Origin of the sequence: Phaeovulum veldkampii DSM 11550 (assembly GCF_003034995.1) — a bacterium.
GTDB classification, from domain to species: Bacteria; Pseudomonadota; Alphaproteobacteria; order Rhodobacterales; family Rhodobacteraceae; genus Phaeovulum; species Phaeovulum veldkampii.
The window spans coordinates 22,581-40,146 of record NZ_PZKF01000007.1 but is presented as its reverse complement, the minus strand read 5'-3'; the positions used below and the strand labels follow the sequence as shown (position 1 = coordinate 40,146).

16 protein-coding genes and 1 tRNA gene are annotated in these 17,566 nt (G+C 65.7%); 4 read left to right on the top strand and 13 right to left on the bottom strand.

All coding sequences use genetic code 11. The features are described from left to right. Positions 1-42: 42 nt before the first annotated feature. From mltG to C5F46_RS04415, 7 genes are all read right to left on the bottom strand, one after another. Positions 43-1,209 carry an endolytic transglycosylase MltG gene (gene mltG, locus C5F46_RS04445; RefSeq protein ID WP_107324157.1) on the bottom strand — a complete coding sequence of 389 codons (1,167 nt, stop codon included), beginning with the start codon at positions 1,207-1,209 and terminating at the stop codon, positions 43-45. Beyond that, positions 1,209-2,471: a beta-ketoacyl-ACP synthase II gene (gene fabF, locus C5F46_RS04440; protein ID WP_107324156.1), complete on the bottom strand. Its 1,263-nt coding sequence runs from the start codon at positions 2,469-2,471 to the stop codon at positions 1,209-1,211. The genes mltG and fabF overlap by 1 nt, the downstream gene beginning before the upstream one ends. Before the next feature lie 104 nt (positions 2,472-2,575). Beyond that, positions 2,576-3,133: an RNA 2',3'-cyclic phosphodiesterase gene (thpR, locus tag C5F46_RS04435; RefSeq protein WP_168796821.1), complete on the bottom strand. Its 558-nt coding sequence runs from the start codon at positions 3,131-3,133 to the stop codon at positions 2,576-2,578. 106 nt (positions 3,134-3,239) lie between these two features. Beyond that, positions 3,240-3,473, bottom strand: coding sequence for an acyl carrier protein (locus C5F46_RS04430; protein WP_068765186.1), 234 nt, complete (start codon positions 3,471-3,473; stop codon positions 3,240-3,242). 187 nt (positions 3,474-3,660) lie between these two features. Continuing rightward, the gene (fabG, locus tag C5F46_RS04425; RefSeq protein WP_107324154.1) at positions 3,661-4,398 is read right to left on the bottom strand and encodes a 3-oxoacyl-ACP reductase FabG; all 738 of its coding nucleotides are present in this window, start codon (positions 4,396-4,398) and stop codon (positions 3,661-3,663) included. Positions 4,399-4,558: 160 nt separating this feature from the next. Next, positions 4,559-5,416, bottom strand: a complete 858-nt coding sequence (locus C5F46_RS04420; RefSeq protein WP_107324153.1) for an META domain-containing protein — start codon at positions 5,414-5,416, stop codon at positions 4,559-4,561. Then, a complete protein-coding gene (locus C5F46_RS04415) occupies positions 5,341-5,613 on the bottom strand; it encodes a copper resistance protein NlpE N-terminal domain-containing protein (protein ID WP_107324152.1) in 273 nt (90 codons plus the stop codon). The genes C5F46_RS04420 and C5F46_RS04415 overlap by 76 nt, the downstream gene beginning before the upstream one ends. A 225-nt stretch (positions 5,614-5,838) precedes the next feature. Between C5F46_RS04415 and C5F46_RS04410 the strand changes: the two genes are divergently transcribed. Next, positions 5,839-6,579 carry a hypothetical protein gene (locus C5F46_RS04410; protein WP_107324151.1) on the top strand — a complete coding sequence of 247 codons (741 nt, stop codon included), beginning with the start codon at positions 5,839-5,841 and terminating at the stop codon, positions 6,577-6,579. A 114-nt stretch (positions 6,580-6,693) separates the two neighbouring features. Here C5F46_RS04410 and C5F46_RS04405 read toward each other — a convergent pair whose 3' ends face one another. Both C5F46_RS04405 and C5F46_RS04400 read right to left on the bottom strand, forming a co-directional pair. Next, on the bottom strand, positions 6,694-7,485 hold the full coding sequence (locus C5F46_RS04405) for a glycosyltransferase family 25 protein (protein WP_107324150.1): 792 nt from the start codon (positions 7,483-7,485) through the stop codon (positions 6,694-6,696). A 176-nt stretch (positions 7,486-7,661) separates the two neighbouring features. Beyond that, positions 7,662-8,549, bottom strand: coding sequence for a glycosyltransferase family 2 protein (locus C5F46_RS04400; protein ID WP_168796820.1), 888 nt, complete (start codon positions 8,547-8,549; stop codon positions 7,662-7,664). A gap of 106 nt (positions 8,550-8,655) precedes the next feature. Here C5F46_RS04400 and C5F46_RS04395 point away from each other — a divergent pair, with 106 nt between their 5' ends. After that, positions 8,656-9,768: a glycosyltransferase family 8 protein gene (locus C5F46_RS04395; RefSeq protein ID WP_168796819.1), complete on the top strand. Its 1,113-nt coding sequence runs from the start codon at positions 8,656-8,658 to the stop codon at positions 9,766-9,768. A 342-nt stretch (positions 9,769-10,110) separates the two neighbouring features. Here the strand turns inward: C5F46_RS04395 and C5F46_RS04390 are convergent. Both C5F46_RS04390 and C5F46_RS04385 read right to left on the bottom strand, forming a co-directional pair. Further along, positions 10,111-10,187, bottom strand: a tRNA-Met gene (locus tag C5F46_RS04390). Between the two features lie 74 nt (positions 10,188-10,261). Beyond that, entirely contained in the window at positions 10,262-11,920 is a 1,659-nt protein-coding gene (locus C5F46_RS04385; RefSeq protein WP_107324148.1) for an NAD+ synthase, read from the bottom strand. A gap of 141 nt (positions 11,921-12,061) precedes the next feature. Between C5F46_RS04385 and C5F46_RS04380 the strand changes: the two genes are divergently transcribed. Next, positions 12,062-13,501, top strand: coding sequence for an MORN repeat-containing protein (locus tag C5F46_RS04380; protein ID WP_235820081.1), 1,440 nt, complete (start codon positions 12,062-12,064; stop codon positions 13,499-13,501). Positions 13,502-13,505: 4 nt separating this feature from the next. On the opposite strand, the gene C5F46_RS04375 is transcribed toward C5F46_RS04380, so the two are convergent. Then, entirely contained in the window at positions 13,506-15,032 is a 1,527-nt protein-coding gene (locus C5F46_RS04375; RefSeq protein ID WP_107324147.1) for a cryptochrome/photolyase family protein, read from the bottom strand. Next, positions 15,026-15,670 carry an SDR family NAD(P)-dependent oxidoreductase gene (locus C5F46_RS04370; protein ID WP_107324146.1) on the bottom strand — a complete coding sequence of 215 codons (645 nt, stop codon included), beginning with the start codon at positions 15,668-15,670 and terminating at the stop codon, positions 15,026-15,028. Before C5F46_RS04370 ends, C5F46_RS04375 begins: the two co-directional genes overlap by 7 nt. 253 nt (positions 15,671-15,923) lie before the next feature. On the opposite strand from C5F46_RS04370, the gene C5F46_RS04365 reads away from it, so the two are divergent. Then, positions 15,924-17,489, top strand: coding sequence for a 2-isopropylmalate synthase (locus C5F46_RS04365; RefSeq protein WP_107324145.1), 1,566 nt, complete (start codon positions 15,924-15,926; stop codon positions 17,487-17,489). The last annotated feature ends 77 nt before the right edge of the window (positions 17,490-17,566 follow it).

Genomic DNA, 17,566 nt, shown 5'->3' with positions numbered 1-17,566 from the left:
GGGAGCCTCCGGCGGGGATATTTTTGCCAAGATGAAAGGGCGTCAGTTGCCCTGCGGTTGACGGGCGCGTTCGGCCTCGATGGCGCGCCAGCGCGCGACATTGCGGTTATGCTCGTCCAGCGTGGCGGCGAAGGCGTGGCCGCCGGTGCCGTCAGCGACGAAATAGAGAAACTCGGTCGTGTCGGGGTTCAGCGCAGCCTCGATGCTGGCGCGGCCGGGGTTGGCGATGGGCGTGGGCGGCAGGCCGTCGATCAGATAGGTGTTATAGGGCGTTTCGCGCTTCAACTCGCTTTGCCGCAGGCCGCGGCCCAGAACGCCCTGCCCTCTGGTCACGCCATAGATCACCGCGGGGTCGGTCTGCAGCCGCATCCCCTTTATCAGGCGGTTCACAAATACGCTGGCCACCCGGCGCCGCTCCTCGGGGACGCCGGTTTCCTTTTCGACGATCGAGGCCATCACCAGCGCCTGTTCCGGCGTGGCGTAGGGCAGCCCCTCGGCGCGGGCGGCCCAGAGATCGGACAGGATCAGCGCCTGACGCCGGGCCATTTCGGCCAGAATGGTTGCGCGTTCGGCGTCGCGGGTGATGTCGTAGCTGTCGGGGGCCAGTGTTCCCTCGGCGGGGATATCGCTGATAGTTCCAGTCAGAAAATCGGCCTGTTTCAGCGCCTCGACGACCTGCCAACTGGTCGCGCCCTCGGCCAGCGTCACCCGCAGACGGGTGTCGGGCTTGACCGATTCCTGCAAATACGCTTCTGGTGCGGGGTCTGCCGAAGGGATGAATTTCACTTTTTCAGCATAAGCCCCCGTCGCCGGGTCCAGTTCGCGCAGGATAACATCGGTGCCGGTCACGCCGATGCGAAAGTTGACCTCGGTGCCACAGCTTGACGGGCCGCCTGCTGTTATCGTGTCGATGATCGAGGCCATCGAAGCGCCGGCGGGGATCAGGTAGGAGCCGAATTTCAGCGATCCCGCCTTGCCCGCATAATCTGCACCTGCACGGAAGATGTAGCCCGCAGATATCGCCCCCTGTTCTGCAAGACGGTTCGACACACGTGTCAGCGAGGCGCCGGGCTCGACCCGCAGGCAGATCGCCTGGGTCAGCGGGCCGGGGCCATTATACTGGCGCTTGGCCCAGGCGGCAGCGGCGCCCAGCCCAACCAGAACCACGATCAGAACCGTCAGAAAGTTGGAGACGATGTGGCGCCACATCAGCCCGGCACCCGGCCAAGGATCAGGCTGGCGTTGGTGCCGCCAAAGCCGAAGCTGTTTGACAGGGCCACGTCAATCTTGCGCCTGACCGCGGCATTGGGGGCCAGATCGACATTCGCCTCGACCGCGGGGGTATCGAGGTTCAGCGTCGGTGGCGCGATCTGGTCGCGGATCGCCAGAATGCAGAAGATCGCCTCAACCGCCCCGGCAGCGCCCAGCAGGTGCCCGATGGAAGATTTGGTGGAGGACATGGTGGCATTGGCGGCATGGTTGCCCAACATCCGCTCCACCGCCGCCAGTTCGATCGTGTCGGCCATGGTCGATGTGCCATGCGCGTTGATGTAATCCAGCGCCGCGGGCGTCAGCCCCGCGCGTTTCAGAGCCGCCTGCATCGAGCGGAAGCCGCCGTCGCCATCCTCGGCGGGGGCGGTGATGTGGTAGGCGTCGCCCGACATGCCATAGCCCAGCACCTCGGCATAGATTTTCGCGCCGCGGGCCTTGGCGTGTTCATATTCCTCCAGCACCACGCAGCCAGCACCCTCACCCATCACAAAACCGTCGCGGTCGGCATCCCAAGGCCGCGAGGCGCGTGTGGGGTCATCCTCGCGCTTGGTCGAGAGCGCCTTGCAGGCGTTGAAGCCCGCGATGCCAATTTCCGAAATCGGGCTTTCGGCGCCGCCCGCCACCATCACATCGGCGTCGCCCCACTGGATGATGCGCGCCGCGTCGCCGATGGCATGTGCCCCGGTGGAGCAGGCCGTGACCACCGCATGGTTCGGCCCCTTGAAGCCAAAGCGAATCGACACCTGCCCCGACACGAGGTTGATCAACGCCCCCGGAATGAAGAAGGGCGAGACGCGCTTGGGCCCCTTGTCGCGGATCAGCAGCGCGGTTTCGGCAATGGTCGAGAGCCCGCCGATGCCCGAGCCGATCATCACGCCGGTGCGCAGCCGGCTGTCCTCGTCCTGCGGTTCCCAGCCGGAATCCTTCACAGCCTGCGTTGCCGCCGCCATGCCGTAAAGGATGAAGTCATCGACCTTGCGGCGGTCTTTCGCCTCCATCCAGTCGTCGGCGTTGAAAGTGCCGTCGCTGCCGTCGCCCAGCGGGATTTCGCAGGCATAGCGGGTGGTCAGATTGGTGGGGTCAAAACGCGTGATCGGGCCTGCGCCCGATTGCCCGGCCAACAACCGCGACCAGGTTTCTTCGACGCCGCAAGCCAGCGGCGTGACCATACCCAACCCCGTGACAACGACCCGACGCATAGGCGACCCCCCTCAGCTTGTCTTATGAAAACGTTGATACACGCGCCGCAATGGGCGTGCAACCGATGCAGCCCTGCGCAAGCTGCCGGGCTGCGGGAAACGGCTTAGCCGGGCTGCGGCAACAGCGGATAATCGGCCAGCGCCTGATGGATCGGCCCCTCGGGGCGGAGCGTGGAGCGGTAGAGCGTGAACCTCTCGACCCGCAACCCGGGCAGGTGCAGGGCGGCATGGGTGGCCAGAAACGCCGCCAGCCGGTCCAGATCGCGGGGGGCGATGCGCCGGGGAAGCCGCGCCAGCGTGACATGCGGGCGAAACCGGACGCGGCCAAGCTCAAGCCCCAGCCCCCGCAGCGCGGCCATGATCTTGCGGTGCAGGTGATCCAGCGCCGCGTTCGGCGCCACGCCCAGAAACACCAGATCGGGGCTGCGCCCGCCAAAGGTATCGACCCCGGCCAGTTCGAGATCGAAGGCCGCCGCGCGCAGGCCCCGCATCGCCACGTCAACCTCGGCCAGAACCGGCGCGGGCTGCTCGTCCAGAAAGGCGAGCGTCAGGTGCAGCGCCTCGGGCGCGACGAGACGCCCTGTGGGCAAGGCGGCCTGAAGATCGGCGATCGCGTCCAGCACAGCGGCTGGCAGATCCAGGGCAAGAAAGGCGCGCATCATGGTCCCCCCCTTGGCGCCGATGCTGCCACGCGGCCGCCGCGATGGGAACCGCCCAAACGAAAACGGCGCCCGCAAGGGGCGCCGTTCGCATCCGATCCAGGCAGGATCAGACGGCTTCCGAGATGAACTTGACCGCGTCGCCGAAGGTCTGGATGGTTTCGGCCGCGTCATCGGGAATTTCGATGCCGAATTCTTCTTCGAAGGCCATCACCAGTTCGACCGTGTCAAGGCTGTCGGCGCCCAGATCGTCGATGAAAGACGCGGTCTCGGTGACCTTGTCTTCTTCAACGCCCAGATGCTCCACGACGATCTTCTTCACGCGATCAGCGATATCGCTCATGTCTAGTCCTCAGTTCCGGGGCTTGCGCCCTGCTTGTCCCTTGCTCGTTCCGAGCGGCTCACGCGCCCCGCTTGCGCAAGGCTGCCGGGTTGCGTTTGCGCACCCCGGCCAGTCCTCGCCGCCTATAGCACAGTCCTGCCCGAAGGCAACACGTTTCAGACGGCGGGCGAGACGGGTGCGGGGCGGTTCAGATCATCGCCATGCCGCCGTTGACATGCAGCGTGGCGCCGGTGACATAGCCCGCCTCGGGGCTGGCCAGATAGCGCACCGCGGCAGCGATATCGGCGGGTGTGCCCATGCGACCGGCGGGAATGTCGGCCAGAATCCGCGCCTTCTGATCGTCGGTCAGTTTCTCGGTCATGGCGGTGGCGATAAAGCCCGGCGCCACGCAGTTCACCGTGATGCCGCGGCTGGCCACCTCAAGCGCCAGGCTTTTCGACATGCCCACCAGCCCCGCCTTGGCTGCGGCATAATTTCCCTGACCGGGGTTGCCTGCGCTGCCCACCACCGAGGTGATGGTGATGACCCGGCCCCAGCGCGCCTTCATCATGCCGCGCAGCACCCCGCGCGTCAGCCGGAACACCGAGGTCAGGTTCACGTCGATCACCGCCTGCCAGTCGTCATCCGACATCCGCATGAACAGCCCGTCGCGGGTGATGCCGGCGTTGTTCACCAGAATGTCCACGCCGCCCATCGCCTCGGTTGCTGCCTTTGGCAGCGCCTCGACCGAGGCCGCATCCGACAGGTTGGCCAGCAGCACATGCGCCCGGCTGCCCAGTTCCGCCGCCAGCGCGCACAACGGCTCCTCGCGCGTGCCCGACAGCCCGACCGTGGCCCCCGCCGCATGCAGCGCGCGCGCAATGTCGCCGCCGATGCCGCCCGATGCGCCCGTCACCAGCGCGGTTTTGCCCGTAAGATCGAACATGTTTCCTCCTCGTGAAACCTTTGTGACTGCTTAGCCGCTGGCCGCCGCAGTGCCAACCGCATAGCACCAGATCCGGCCCGGTCGCGCCGCCGGGTCGCAGCTTTTCGCGCATGACTGCAGTCAAGACTGCGGCCTGTCGCCCCAAGGTTGCAGCCGTGCCTCAGCTCGGGGCGTAGACCGCCGCCAGTTCGACCAGAACCTGCCCGCCCGCGTCCAGCAGGCGCAGGTTTTTCCCGTCGCTGTCCCAGCGCGCGGTTGCCGCCAGCGCCTGCCCCAGTGCCGGTTCCAGCGCATCCAGCGGCGGCGGGCAGGCCATCATCGTGCTGGCCGCCGGGCCAAAGACCAGCGTGGCGCCGTCAAGCTGATAGCTGCCGTTCATCATGTTGCAGCCCAGGGTGGCCGAAAACCGCGGCGCCTCCCCCGGCAGCAGCACCAGATAGGGCTCGCGCCCCGCCGCCTCGGGCAGCGCGGTCGCGCCCAGACGGACAAGGCGCCAGTAGGTGTTGATCAGAGCCGCGGGCGCTGCCGCAGGGGGGCAGGTTTCGTCGGGCGCCAGACCGGCCAGCCGGTCCACCAGCAGTTGGCGGCGCGGCGGCCCCTCCATCGCGGGGCGTTCTTCGATGCGGCCCTCCAGCGCCGCCATAAGCGGCGCGCCGGGGGCGCCGCCCGCCGCCAGATAGGCGCGTTCAAGGTCCAGATAGGCGCCCTCCATCACCACCGGAAAGCGCTGACCCGAAAGACATTCGGTAAAGACCGCCGCATCGGCCATGTATTGAAACATCCCCCGCATCGGCAGCGCCAGCGGGGTTGGCACCAGCGGGCCGGGCGTCAGGTCATAGGGCAGGTCCGACACGATCGGCTCGCCCGCCATATCCAGCGCGCGCAGGCCGCCATCGCCGCGGATCTGCCATTGCAGCGGCATTTCCCCGCCGCCCGTCAGGATCAGCGCACGCCGCGCCGGGTCCACATGCCAATGCCCCAGATCGTCGCGCAGCGACGGCGCGCCCCCCCCAGCCATTCAAGGCGCAGCGCAAAGCTTTGATCCGGCCACAGATCGAGGTGGTGGCGGATACCCTCGCAATCGGCACAGGGCAGCGTGCCGGTGAAACTGGCGGGCAGGCGTAGCCCATGCGCGCCCTGCCCCGGCTCTTCGGCCCCGGCAGGGACAGCAAACAGAGGCAGCAGCAGGGAACAGATAGCAAGCAAACGGCGCATCGGCTACGCTCCTACAAGAGACCGACGTCATGATAGCGCGTCCGGGGCGGCAGGAAAATGCCCAAGCGGGCGCGGCGCGAACCGGCATTGGCCAGCGACAGCCAATAAGGTCTGGCCAGGCGGCAACTTTGGATTTATCGGCAGAACCATTGAAACGGCGCTGCGGCGGATGATCGACAGGCTGACGGATGACTTTACAAGTATCGGCATGCAGTGGGGGTGCAGATGGACGACGCGCGTGTTATCCTTTCGATGAAGTGGGGCACACCTTACCCCGCGGTCTATGTCAACGTCCTGCATCGCGCCTGCCGGGACCATATGACCGGAGATTTCCGCTTCGTCTGCCTGACCGACGACCCAAAGGGGCTTGACGCCGGGATCGAGGCCTTCCCGATCCCCGATATCGGCTGCACACCCGCCCATTACCAGCGCGGCGCATGGCCCAAGATTTCGGTCTTTACCGATCCTTTGCACGGGCTTGCGGGGCGCGCGCTGTTCATTGATCTGGATGTGGTGATCGTTGACAGCATCGACCCTTTCTTCGACCTCAAGGGGCCGCTGTTCGGGGTTGGCGAAGGCCCCGGCTGGCGCCACGGTCAGGTGCCGACAGCCCCGACATTGAACACCTCTGTCTTTGGGTTCACGCTGGGCAGTCAGACCGATATTTCCAATGCGTTCAGCGCCGACCCGAACGCGGCAAGCGCCCAATACGGCAACGAACAGCAGTTCGTCGAAGGCGCCGCCCGCCACTGGGCGCCGTGGCCTGACCCCTGGGTGGTATCCTACAAGCGCCACATTCGCCGCAAATCCCTGCTGGCGCCGATCCTCGGGCCGCATCCGGTGCCAGCGGGCACCCGGATCGTCGCCTTTCACGGCAGACCGAAACCGATGGAGGTTGCCAGGTCCGGCTTCGGGCGGGGCTATGGCTGGATTCGCGACTATTGGCAGAAATACGCGCGGGACTGACCAGTTCCCCGTCCATGTGCGGCAGGTTCGACGCAAAACCCGAACGGGCTACAGACCGCATCGCCAAGATTCGTGGTGTCGCGGTGATGCTTGAAGACAAGCCTTGGGCGCACCTCAGAGCCCGTCCTTGTGGAGGGGAAGGGGCGCGCGGCTGCCCGGTAGCGCCCCCTTGCGCAGCAGGTAGAAGAAGCGGCGCAAGTAGTTTGCGGCCTTCAGCCCATAGTGCGGCAAACGCCGATACCACGGAAACTTGCGCACATCGCCAAAACCCACGCCGGTGATCGAGCTGACATTGCCATCGTCGGGATGCGAGGCAAAAGGCTCCAGCCCATATTGACGATAGTCATGCAGGAAAAACCGGTTCAACTCGTGATCAAGCGCCCGCGTCTGGGGCCGCAGGCCGGGCAACAGCCGGGCTGCCACGTCACGCTTGATCAGATAGGCGGCATTGCCGGTAAAGGGGCCGACATAGGCGTTCAGCCGATAGCGGCCCAGCATCCCTTGCGTGACCGGCAGCTTGGCCCGGATCGCGTTGAACCGGACCACATCCCAATGGTCGCGCCCGGCCAACGCAGTGGAAAGGGCCTCCAGAAAGTCATCATGAAAGACCACGTCATCTTCTAGGATCAGGGCGATTTCACGGTCGGATGCGATGAATTTTTCCCAAACCGCAAGATGCGAGGCATAGCACCCAAGATGCCCAGGCAAGAGCGTGCTGCCCATGTTGCGCTGAAAAGCGGCTTCATCGGCCGCCCGCAAAAGCACGTCGCGCTGCGCGCGGCCGTCAACCCCCTCGAACAGGCGCCAGTCCAGCCCAAGCGCGGCAAGCTGCCGCTCCATCGCGGTGCGACGGCCCGTATCGCGCGGCAGATTTATCAGCCAAATTCCCAGATCACTGATCTGCATGTTCGCTCCTCAGGCCCCGCTTCTCGGTGGATAGACGCTTCCGCAGGGCACGGTCGGCAAGCGGCGTTCAGGTCAACCCGCAACGGTGGCGCAAGGTAACTGCGTTGCGGGGATTGTCAATTCCAGCGCGGCGGCGTGACCGGCGGTTCGCCGCCCGGCGCCCCGGTCACCTGCCCTCAGCGCGCGCGACCGCGGAGCACGGTTGCCATCCGCTTGGCCCGCAGCCCGATCCGCACGGGGGCCGGCACATTGCGATAAAGCTCCTCCAGCAGGTCACGGCGGCCGCTGCGCAAGATGACCTTTTGCGCCCGGAATGCCAGAAACCCCATGGCCCCACGCTCATGCCGCAGGGCATGCGCATTTCGCAGGAAAGTCCGCAATGAACAGGCTGACCGGGTTTCAAGGTCTGCGCTGTTGGTCAACCGCACTGTGGTGTCAACCCGATCCAAGATCACCGCGGGTTCAGGCTCGAACCAGGGTTGGTGACCTGCTGCAAGCAAGCGGCAACAGAGGTCGAAATCCTCATCCAACGCCTGTTCAACGCAAAGCCCACCCAGCGCCAGAAACAGATCACGCCGGACCCAGGCCCCACAACTCAGCCCCGCCATCTTGCGCCGGAACGGCACCGCACGATCAGGCAGCCCGCCGGCCCAGCCCTGCCCGGCTACGCGTTCGGGCGGGGCATCATCGGCCATGCGGCGCAACTGCCCGGCAAAGCCCCAGACGGCGCGCCCCTGCCCGGCCACCGCCAGCACCCGGTCGGGGTAGCCCGCGATCAGTTCGTCATCATCATCCAGAAACAGGAGCACCGCGCCCCGTGCCGCCGCCACCCCGCAGTTGCGCGTGGCCGCCGCCCCGCCCGGCCCGTCGCTGTGCAGCAGCCGCAGCCGCGGGTCATCGGCCCAGCGGGCCAGGGTCTGAGCGGCAGATTCATCGCGGTCGGCCACCACCAGCACCTCGACACCCGGCCCCGAGGCGGCCAGCGCCGACCCGACCGCGCGCGGCAGCAACCGCGGGCGGCGGTGGGTGGGGATCACAATCGAAAGATGGACAGGTGAAGTCATGTTTCTGGGCACCATCTGAAAGCAAATGCGTTGCGGAAAACAGGGATCTGGGATAATTGCATCGCATTCTAAAAAGCTGAGATACGGTAATTTATCACGAGGCGACATGCAACCTTTTGAAACAGGCTCTCTGGCATCGGGCGGAGACAAACGGCGGAAACTGGCCTGCGGGCTGGTGTGCGATCACAAACTGGCGATCCCCGCCGGGGCGCTGGCGGCCCGCATAGCCCGGCTTTGGAACGTCGATGTGCACATCTTCGTCGAGCGCCCAGCTTACGCCTCCGCCCCAATAATGGAAACCACGGCCCCCGGCGTGACCTATCATTACGAGGAGTTGTTCGTCGGAGACCTGGAAAACCTGTTGCCCGACCATCCGCGTTTTTCGCGGGCCGCTTGGGGGCGACTATTCCTGCCCAAGGCGCTGCCGGGCTATGATCGCATCCTGTATTGTGACATTGATGTCCTGCCGGGGCCGCTGCCCGACGGAATCGAAACGATAGACCTGCCCGACGGCATCGGCATGGTGAGGGATTACTACGGACCTGCGTTCATGCCCGTTGCTCGTGATAAGGATGTGCGGTGGACGCAGTTCGGACTTAATCCCGAGTCTTATTTCAACTCTGGCGCTTTGCTGATCAACCCTAATCAATGGGATGGTGACAAGATACTCTCCGCACTCAAGGTTTTCATGGCCGGAGAACTCGCTGCCGCGCCATTTCTGGATCAGGATTTCCTGAACCTGCATTTCGACGGCAAGATCGTGGAACTATCGCCCAACCTGAACTTTCAACAATCCTTAATGGATCTGGGGCTAGAGGGCGCCAATACACCGACAATCAGGCATCTGTGTCATGGCATCAAACATTACCATCAACTTCCGCGATATAGTGTTAGCGAAATCACGCGGAATGCATCCGCCGAGTTCCGGGAGATGGTTGTCGATGCCGGTTTGCCGCTTCCAAACTTGCTTCCCTATGAAAATCGCAAAAGCACCACCCAGGTGAAAGCCGCATTGCGCGGAGTTATCGCGAAAACTGGTCTCAAGACGCCAAAAGCCGTTCGTATGGAAACCAGATGGCGAGAACGGCGCCGTCGCGCGCTGGACTATCTGCGCGCAGGAGTGGCCGAAGGCCGTTTCGCCGATCCGAACGTGTTTGATTTGAACCCGCCCGAACCGCGCGTCCGATTCAATGGCTACGAAATCCTGCCCGTAGAGTGACCACATTTGAGGGTTTCAGAGCCGCAAGAGCGGTCGGCTACCCCCAAACCAGCAAGAGCGGGCTAATATGCCCCCCCAGTCACCTCACGCAGGGTCCAGGTCAAGCGCGGTCACGATCTGCACCACCTGACGCGGGCAACCGCGCCAGAAATTACCACGATCACCGGCGGCAGCGCAAAAGACAGCCAAACCATTCTTGACCCGCCCTGTTTCGGGCGGTCGGAGAATCGGCGATTGCGACGCTGGACACGCACGGAACCGGAACGCAAACGGTAAGCGAACGCAAACGGTAAGCGCCTCTGCAGAGAACACCGCAGGCTCAACAAAATCTGGTGGTTGAGTTGGTGGCGAGGGGGGGACTCGAACCCCCGACCCCGTGATTATGAGTCACGTGCTCTAACCAGCTGAGCTACCTAGCCATCCGTGGGGCGCTACCTAGTCAAGCGCCCTGCCCCCGTCAAGCGGAAAACCCGCACTGCGGAAAACTCGGGCCTCAGCCCTCGTCGCGCCAACGGTTCACGATCGGATAGCGGCGGTCGAGCCAGAAGGCGCGCGTGGTCAACCGAGGGCCAGGGGCCGACTGAAAGCGTTTCCATTCGGAAATGCAGATCAGATGTTCCACCCGCTTGACCGTGGCGCGATCAAACCCGGCCGCCACCACCTCGGCTACCGACTGATCGCCTTCGATCAGCCGTTCAAGGATCGCATCCAGCACCGGATAGGGGGGCAGGCTGTCCTCGTCCTTCTGGTCGGGGCGCAATTCGGCGCTGGGCGGCTTGTCGATCACCCGCGGCGGGATCACCTCGCCCGCGGGGGCCTGCATCCATGAGCGGTGGTTGGCGTTGCGCCAGCGGCAGGTGTCGAACACGCGGGTCTTGTAAAGGTCTTTCAGCGGATTATAGCCGCCCGCCATATCGCCATAAATGGTGCCGTAGCCAGTGGCCACCTCGGATTTGTTGCCGGTGGTCAGCAGCATTTCGCCGAACTTGTTCGACAGCGCCATCAGCAGAATACCACGCAGCCGCGACTGGATGTTTTCCTCGGTCACGTCGGGTTTGGTGCCCGCCATCAGCGGCGCCAGCGCCGCCGCCACCGCATCGCGCGGCCCGTCGATGGGGATGGTGTCCAGCCGGCAGCCCAGTCGCTGCGCCACCGCGGTGGCATCCGCCAGCGACGCCGGCGAGGTATATTCCGAGGGCAGCATCACGCAGCGCACATTGCCCGGCCCCAGCGCATCGGCCGCAAGGGCGGCCACCAGCGCCGAATCGATCCCGCCCGACAGGCCCAGCAGCACCCGCGAAAACCCGGACTTGCCCAGATAATCCGACAGGCCCAGCACCATGGCGCGATAGTCCTGTTCCAGATCGTCCGGCTGGGGCGCGCAGGCGGCCGGTTCACAGCGCCAGCCTGCGGCGCCACGGACAAAGCTCAGATGCGCCACGGCCTCCTCGAAGGCCGGAAGCTGCGCCACCACCTTGCCCGCCGGATCCAGCACGAAACTTGCCCCGTCGAACAACTGGTCGTCCTGCCCGCCCACCGCATTGAGATAAACCAGCGGCAACCCGGTTTCCGCGACCCGGGCCCGCGTGACGCCCAGCCGCAGGTCAAGCTTGCCGCGCCGATAGGGCGAGCCGTTCGGGACCAGCAGCACCTCGGCCCCCGCCGCAGCCAAGGCGCCCGCGACCTTGGGGTGCCAGGCATCCTCGCAGACCGGCGAGCCAAGGCTGAGCGGCCCGATCCGGTAGGGCTGCGGGTCGGGGCCGGGGTCGAACAGGCGCATTTCATCAAATACATCGTGGTGCGGCAGGTGATGTTTCAGCATCCGCGCCACAACCTGCCCGCCCTTCAAGACCCACCACGCATTATAGAGCCGCCCGCCCTCGGCATGGGGCGCACCGATGCCCAGCGCCGGGCCATCGGCGCAGGCAGCGGCCAGACGCGCCAGTTCAGCGGCCACATCGCGCTGAAAGGCGGGTTTCAGCACCAGATCCTGGGTCTGATAGCCGGTCAGGAACATCTCGGGCAGCGCCACCAGATCGGCCCCCGCCGCGCGCCCCTGGGCCCAGGCATCGCGAGCCTTGGCGGCATTGGCGGCCAGCGCACCCACGGTGGGGTTCAACTGCGCCAGTGTCAGGCGGAATCTGTCGGCCATCGGCTGCCTCCTGCGGGACTTGCAGGTCCGGTTTAGCAGACTGGGGCGCAAGGGAAAGGGCGTGGCGCCGCTTGCGCGGGCGCGACCCGGCCTTTAGGCTTTGGTCCACGGGCAGCACGGCCCGCAGCAGAGATCGGCGGAATGGCGGGGGCGATGGGGCGCAGGCTTTGGGCCGGGATCGGGTTTGCGACACTGGCGGCCTTTGGCCCGTCGGGGGCGCAGGCCGAGGCGCCGGTTCTCAAGCAATATGACGATGGCGGGTTTTACGAAGGCAGCTTTCTGAACGGCAAGCAACACGGGCAGGGTCGCTACCGGCTGCCCAATGGCTATGACTATGAAGGCGAATGGGTCGCGGGCGAAATCAGCGGCACGGGCCGGGCCAAATTCCCCGACGGGTCGGTTTATGAAGGGCAGTTTGCCCGCGGCCTGCCCGAGGGCAGGGGCCGCATAACCTATGCCGACGGGTCCAGCTATGAAGGCGATTGGGCCGCGGGTGTGATCACCGGACAGGGACGCGCGATCTATGCCAACGGAGCGCGGTATGCGGGCGGTTTTCTGGCCGGAAAATACCACGGTCAGGGCGTGCTGGAAGAACCCGGCGGCTACCGCTACGAAGGGGACTGGGCAGCAGGCGTGAAACAGGGCCGCGGCCGCATCACCTACCCCGATGGCGCGGTCTATGAGGGCCAGATGCAGGCAGGCCAGCGCGCCGGGCAAGGCCGGCTGACCCTGCCCGACGGCACGATCTACGATGGTGGCTGGGCCGCGGGCCAGATGGCGGGCGAGGGTCGGCTGAGCCAACCCAATGGCGACACCTACGAAGGCCAGATGCGCAATGGCAAGCGCCACGGCATCGGCCGTGCCAGATCCGAGGGCGGCGACAGCTATGAGGGCGGCTTTAAGGATGATCTGCGCCACGGCTCCGGCACGCTGCGCGGCGCCGATGGCTATCTGGCCGAGGGGGCCTGGGTCGCGGGCCGGATGCAGGGGCCGGGCCGGGTGCGCTATGCCGATGGCGCGGTTTATGAAGGGGGCTTTGCCAGGGGTCTGCCCGAGGGCCAGGGCCGCATCACCTATGTCGACGGGTCAGGCTATGAAGGCGGCTGGGCCGCGGGCGTGATCGAGGGGCGGGGGCGGGCGCGTTACGCCAACGGGCTGGTCTATGAGGGCGATTTCAAGGGCGGCAAGGCCGATGGCCAGGGCCGGATGACCTATGCCGACGGCTCGATCTACGAGGGCGGCTGGCAAGATGGCAAGCGCCATGGCGCGGGCGTGGCCAGCTATGCCGACGGCGCTGTCTACACCGGCACCTTCCTGCGGGGAGAGCGGAACGGAACCGGCCGTCTGACCCGCCCCGACGGATTTGCCTATGAAGGCGACTGGGCCGCGGGCGAGATCGAGGGCATCGGGGTGGCCACCTATCCCGATGGCGCGGTTTACGACGGCGGCTTTGTTGCGGGCAAGCGGCAGGGCCGCGGCACCCTGCGCCGCGCCGGGGCCGAGGATCAGGCAGGCATCTGGGAGGATGACCGCCTGATCGAGCCGGAGCCTGCCCCCGCCAGCCCCGCACCCGCCGAGTAGCCGCCTAAACCGCCTCGCCCGCGTCCAGGCGCGCAAGCCACGCATCGGCCTCGGTCAGCAGGCGGGTGCGGTCGGCCTCGGGGCGGCGGTTCCATCCGGCATAGATCGCGCCCATCCGCGGATTGCGGGCAAAGCGGTCACGGTGCCGGTGCAGAAAATGCCAATAGAGCAGGTTGAACGGGCAGGCCCGCGGGCCTGTGCGGTCCTTCACCCGGTAGGCGCAGGCGGCGCAGTAATCCGACATCCGGTCGATATAGGCCCCCGACGAGACATAGGGTTTTGACCCCACCACGCCACCATCGGCAAACTGGCTCATACCCAGCGTGTTCGGCGCCTCGACCCATTCCACGGCGTCGATATAAACCGACAGGAACCACGCATGCACCTGCGCCGGATCGACGCCCGCCAGCAGCGCGAAATTGCCCGCCACCATCAGCCGCTGGATGTGGTGGGCATAGGCCCTGTCGCGGGTCTGGCCCACCACCTGCGCAAGGCAGGCCATCTGCGTGGCGCTGCCCCAGTAGGCGCCAGGCAGCGCGCGGCCATGGCCCAGCGCGTTGCGGGCGGTATAGCCGGGGCCTTCGTGAAAATAGACGCCGCGCACGAATTCGCGCCAGCCAAGGATCTGGCGGATGAACCCCTCGGCCGAGGCGATCGGCACCCGCCCCGCGCGCCATGCCGCCTCGGCGGCGGCCACCACCTCACGCGGGGTCAGCAGGCCAAGGTTCAGATAGGGCGACAACAGCGCATGGTTCAGCACCGGGTCGCCTGCCAGCATCGCATCCTGTGTGGCACCGAAATCAGGCAGAGCGTGGGTGATGAAGTGATCAAGCGCCGCCAGCGCGCCGACGCGGTCGGTCGCCCAGCGAAACGGATGCAGATTTCCAAAATTGTTTGAAAAGTGTAATTCTACCAGCCAAAGAACCGCCTCTGTCGTCTCATCTGGTTGAAATTCGACAGGTGCGGGCCGGAACAGATCGGCCGCGGCGGGCTTGCGGTTTTCGGTATCATAGTTCCAGCGGCCGCCCGCGGGGCTGTCGCCCTCCATCAACACGCCGCTGCGGCGGCGCATCTCGCGGTAGAACCACTCCATCCGCAATTCCTTGCGGCCCTGCGCCCAGTCGGCAAATTCGGCACGGGTGCAGAAAAAGCGGTCATCGGCAATCATCGCCACCGGCAGGGGCAGCGCCTCCAGCGCCGCGATCAGGCGCCACTCGCCAGGTTCGGTGACGACGACCTCGGCAGCGCCGTGTTCGGCGGCGCGGCGCATCACCTCGCCGGGGATCGTGTGGGTATTGTCCGGGTCGTCCAGCGGGCTGTAGACCACGCGCCAGCCCTGTGCCTGCAACGTCGCGGCGAACTTGCGCATCGCTGCGAAAAACAGTGCGATCTTTTGCGGATGATGCCGGGCATAGGTGGCTTCGGCCATCACCTCGGCCATCATCACCACATCGCGGGCCGGGTCGGCTGCGCGCAGGGCGGGCAACGCCTCGGTCAGTTGATCGCCAAGGACCAGAACCAGCCTCACCACGCCACCCGCGCACCGGTCTGGTCGAAAAATCCGCCCGTTTCGGCGGGCGTCAGACCCTCGATCACCGCAATCAGCCGCGCGGCGGCATCGGCAGGTGCCAGCTTGTCGTGGCCATAGCCCTCGGTGAAACGGGTGGCAACGGTGCCGGGGTGCAGGCAGGCCACGATGGCGTTGCGGTGGCTGCGCGCCACCTCGATGGCAGCGGTATGGATCAACTGGTTGAGCGCGGCCTTGGCGGCGCGGTAGGAGTACCACCCCCCCAGCCGGTTGTCGCCGATCGAGCCGACCCGCGCCGACAGCGCGGCAAAGACCGCGCGGCGGTCGCGCGGCATCAAGTGCAGCGCATGTTTCAGCACCAGCGCGGGCCCCATGGCGTTCAGCGCAAACTGCGCCGCCATCTGGGCGGGATCAAGCACCTTCAGCGTCTTTTCGGGCTGGCCCAGCGCCCCGGTGGCCACAAAGATCAGATCGAACGCGCCATCAAGCGCGCCCAGCACGCGGGCGATACTGCCCTCGTCGGTCAGGTTCAGCCCGTCGCGCGCCCGTGACAGGCCGGTGACATCGGCCCCCTGCCCGGCCAGATGCGCCGCCACCGCGGCGCCAATGCCGCCCGTATCGCCTATGATCAACGCCCGCATGATACCCCCCGTTTGGCCCCAGTTAGCAGGCCCCGCAGCAAGGTCAATTTTGCACTTCCCTTTTCGCGTCCGCCGCCTATAGTCCGGCCTCATGATACGGACCCTGCATATTTCCTCTGCCTGTGGCGCGCCCCGCGCCCTCAGTCTCCGTGGTCTGCTGCTCCTTAGCTGCCTCTGAGCGTGCCTTAGGGCGCGACCGCTCAGAGGTGACCAGCGCCCGAAACCATGGCAAAGCTGAGCAAGGAACATCCGAATGACCTCCGACAAGAACCGCGTCCTGATTTTCGACACCACCCTGCGCGACGGCGAACAATCGCCCGGCGCCACCATGACCCACACCGAAAAGCTGGAGATCGCCCAGCTTCTGGATGAAATGGGCGTCGATATCATCGAGGCGGGTTTCCCGATCGCCTCTGAGGGCGACTTCGAGGCCGTTTCGGCCATCGCCCGGCAGGCGAAAAACGCCGTGATCTGCGGCCTCGCGCGCGCCAATTACAAGGATATCGACCGCTGCTGGGAGGCCGTGCGCCACGCCGCCCGCCCGCGCATCCACACATTCATCGGCACCTCGCCCAGCCACCGCGAGATCACCAAGCTGACGATGGACGAGATGGTGGCGCGCATCCATGACACCGTGACCCACGCGCGCAACCTTTGCGACAATGTGCAATGGTCGCCGATGGACGCGATCCGCACCGAACGCGATTACCTCTGCCGCGTGGTCGAAACCGCGATCAAGGCGGGCGCCAGCACGATCAACATCCCCGACACAGTGGGCTACACCCTGCCCACCGAAAGCGCCGAGATCATCACGATGCTGCTCGAACGCGTGCCGGGCGCCGATACGGTGATCTTTGCCACCCATTGCCACAACGACCTGGGCATGGCGACTGCCAACGCGCTGGCCGCCGTTTCGGCGGGCGCGCGGCAGATCGAATGCACGATCAACGGCCTGGGCGAACGGGCGGGCAACACCGCGCTGGAAGAGGTGGTGATGGCGCTGAAGGTGCGGCGCGACCTGATGCCGTTCACCACCGGCATCGACACCACCAAGATCATGAAGGCCAGCCGCCTTGTGTCGTCTGTGTCGGGCTTTCCGGTGCAGTTTAACAAGGCCATCGTCGGCAAGAACGCATTTCTGCACGAATCCGGCATCCATCAGGATGGCGTGCTGAAAAACGTCGAGACCTTCGAGATCATGCGCCCCGCCGATATCGGGCTGACCGAAACCAACATCGCCATGGGCAAGCATTCGGGCCGCGCCGCGCTGCGAACCAAGCTGGCCGATCTGGGCTTTGATCTGGCGGAAAACCAGCTCAACGACGTGTTCGTGCGGTTCAAGGCGCTGGCCGACCGCAAGAAAGAGATCTACGACGACGACCTGATCGCGCTGATGGCCGACAGCGCCGCCAACACCGATGCCGACTATCTGCAGGTGAAATTCCTGCGCGTGGTCTGCGGCACCGAAAGCCCGCAGACCGCCGACATCACCCTGCTGGTGGGCGAGGAGGAAAAGACCGCCTCGACCACGGGCGACGGGCCGGTGGATGCGGCCTTCAATGCGGTGAAGGCGATCTTTCCGCATAACGCGCGGTTGCAGCTGTATCAGGTTCACGCAGTGACCGAAGGCACCGATGCGCAGGCCACCGTTTCGGTGCGGATGGAGGAAGACGGTCGCATCGTGACCGGGCAGGCCGCCGATACCGACACGATCCTGGCCAGCGTCAAGGCCTATGTGGGTGCGTTGAACCGTCTGCGCGTCCGGCGCGAAAAAACCGCCCCCGATGCCGACGTAAAGTCGATTTCCTACAAGTTGTGAGATCCGCGCGCCCGGCGGCAATCCGCCGGGCGCCAACCGCCGACGGTTCCGTTTTCCCTTCCGCGCGCGGCGCCAGC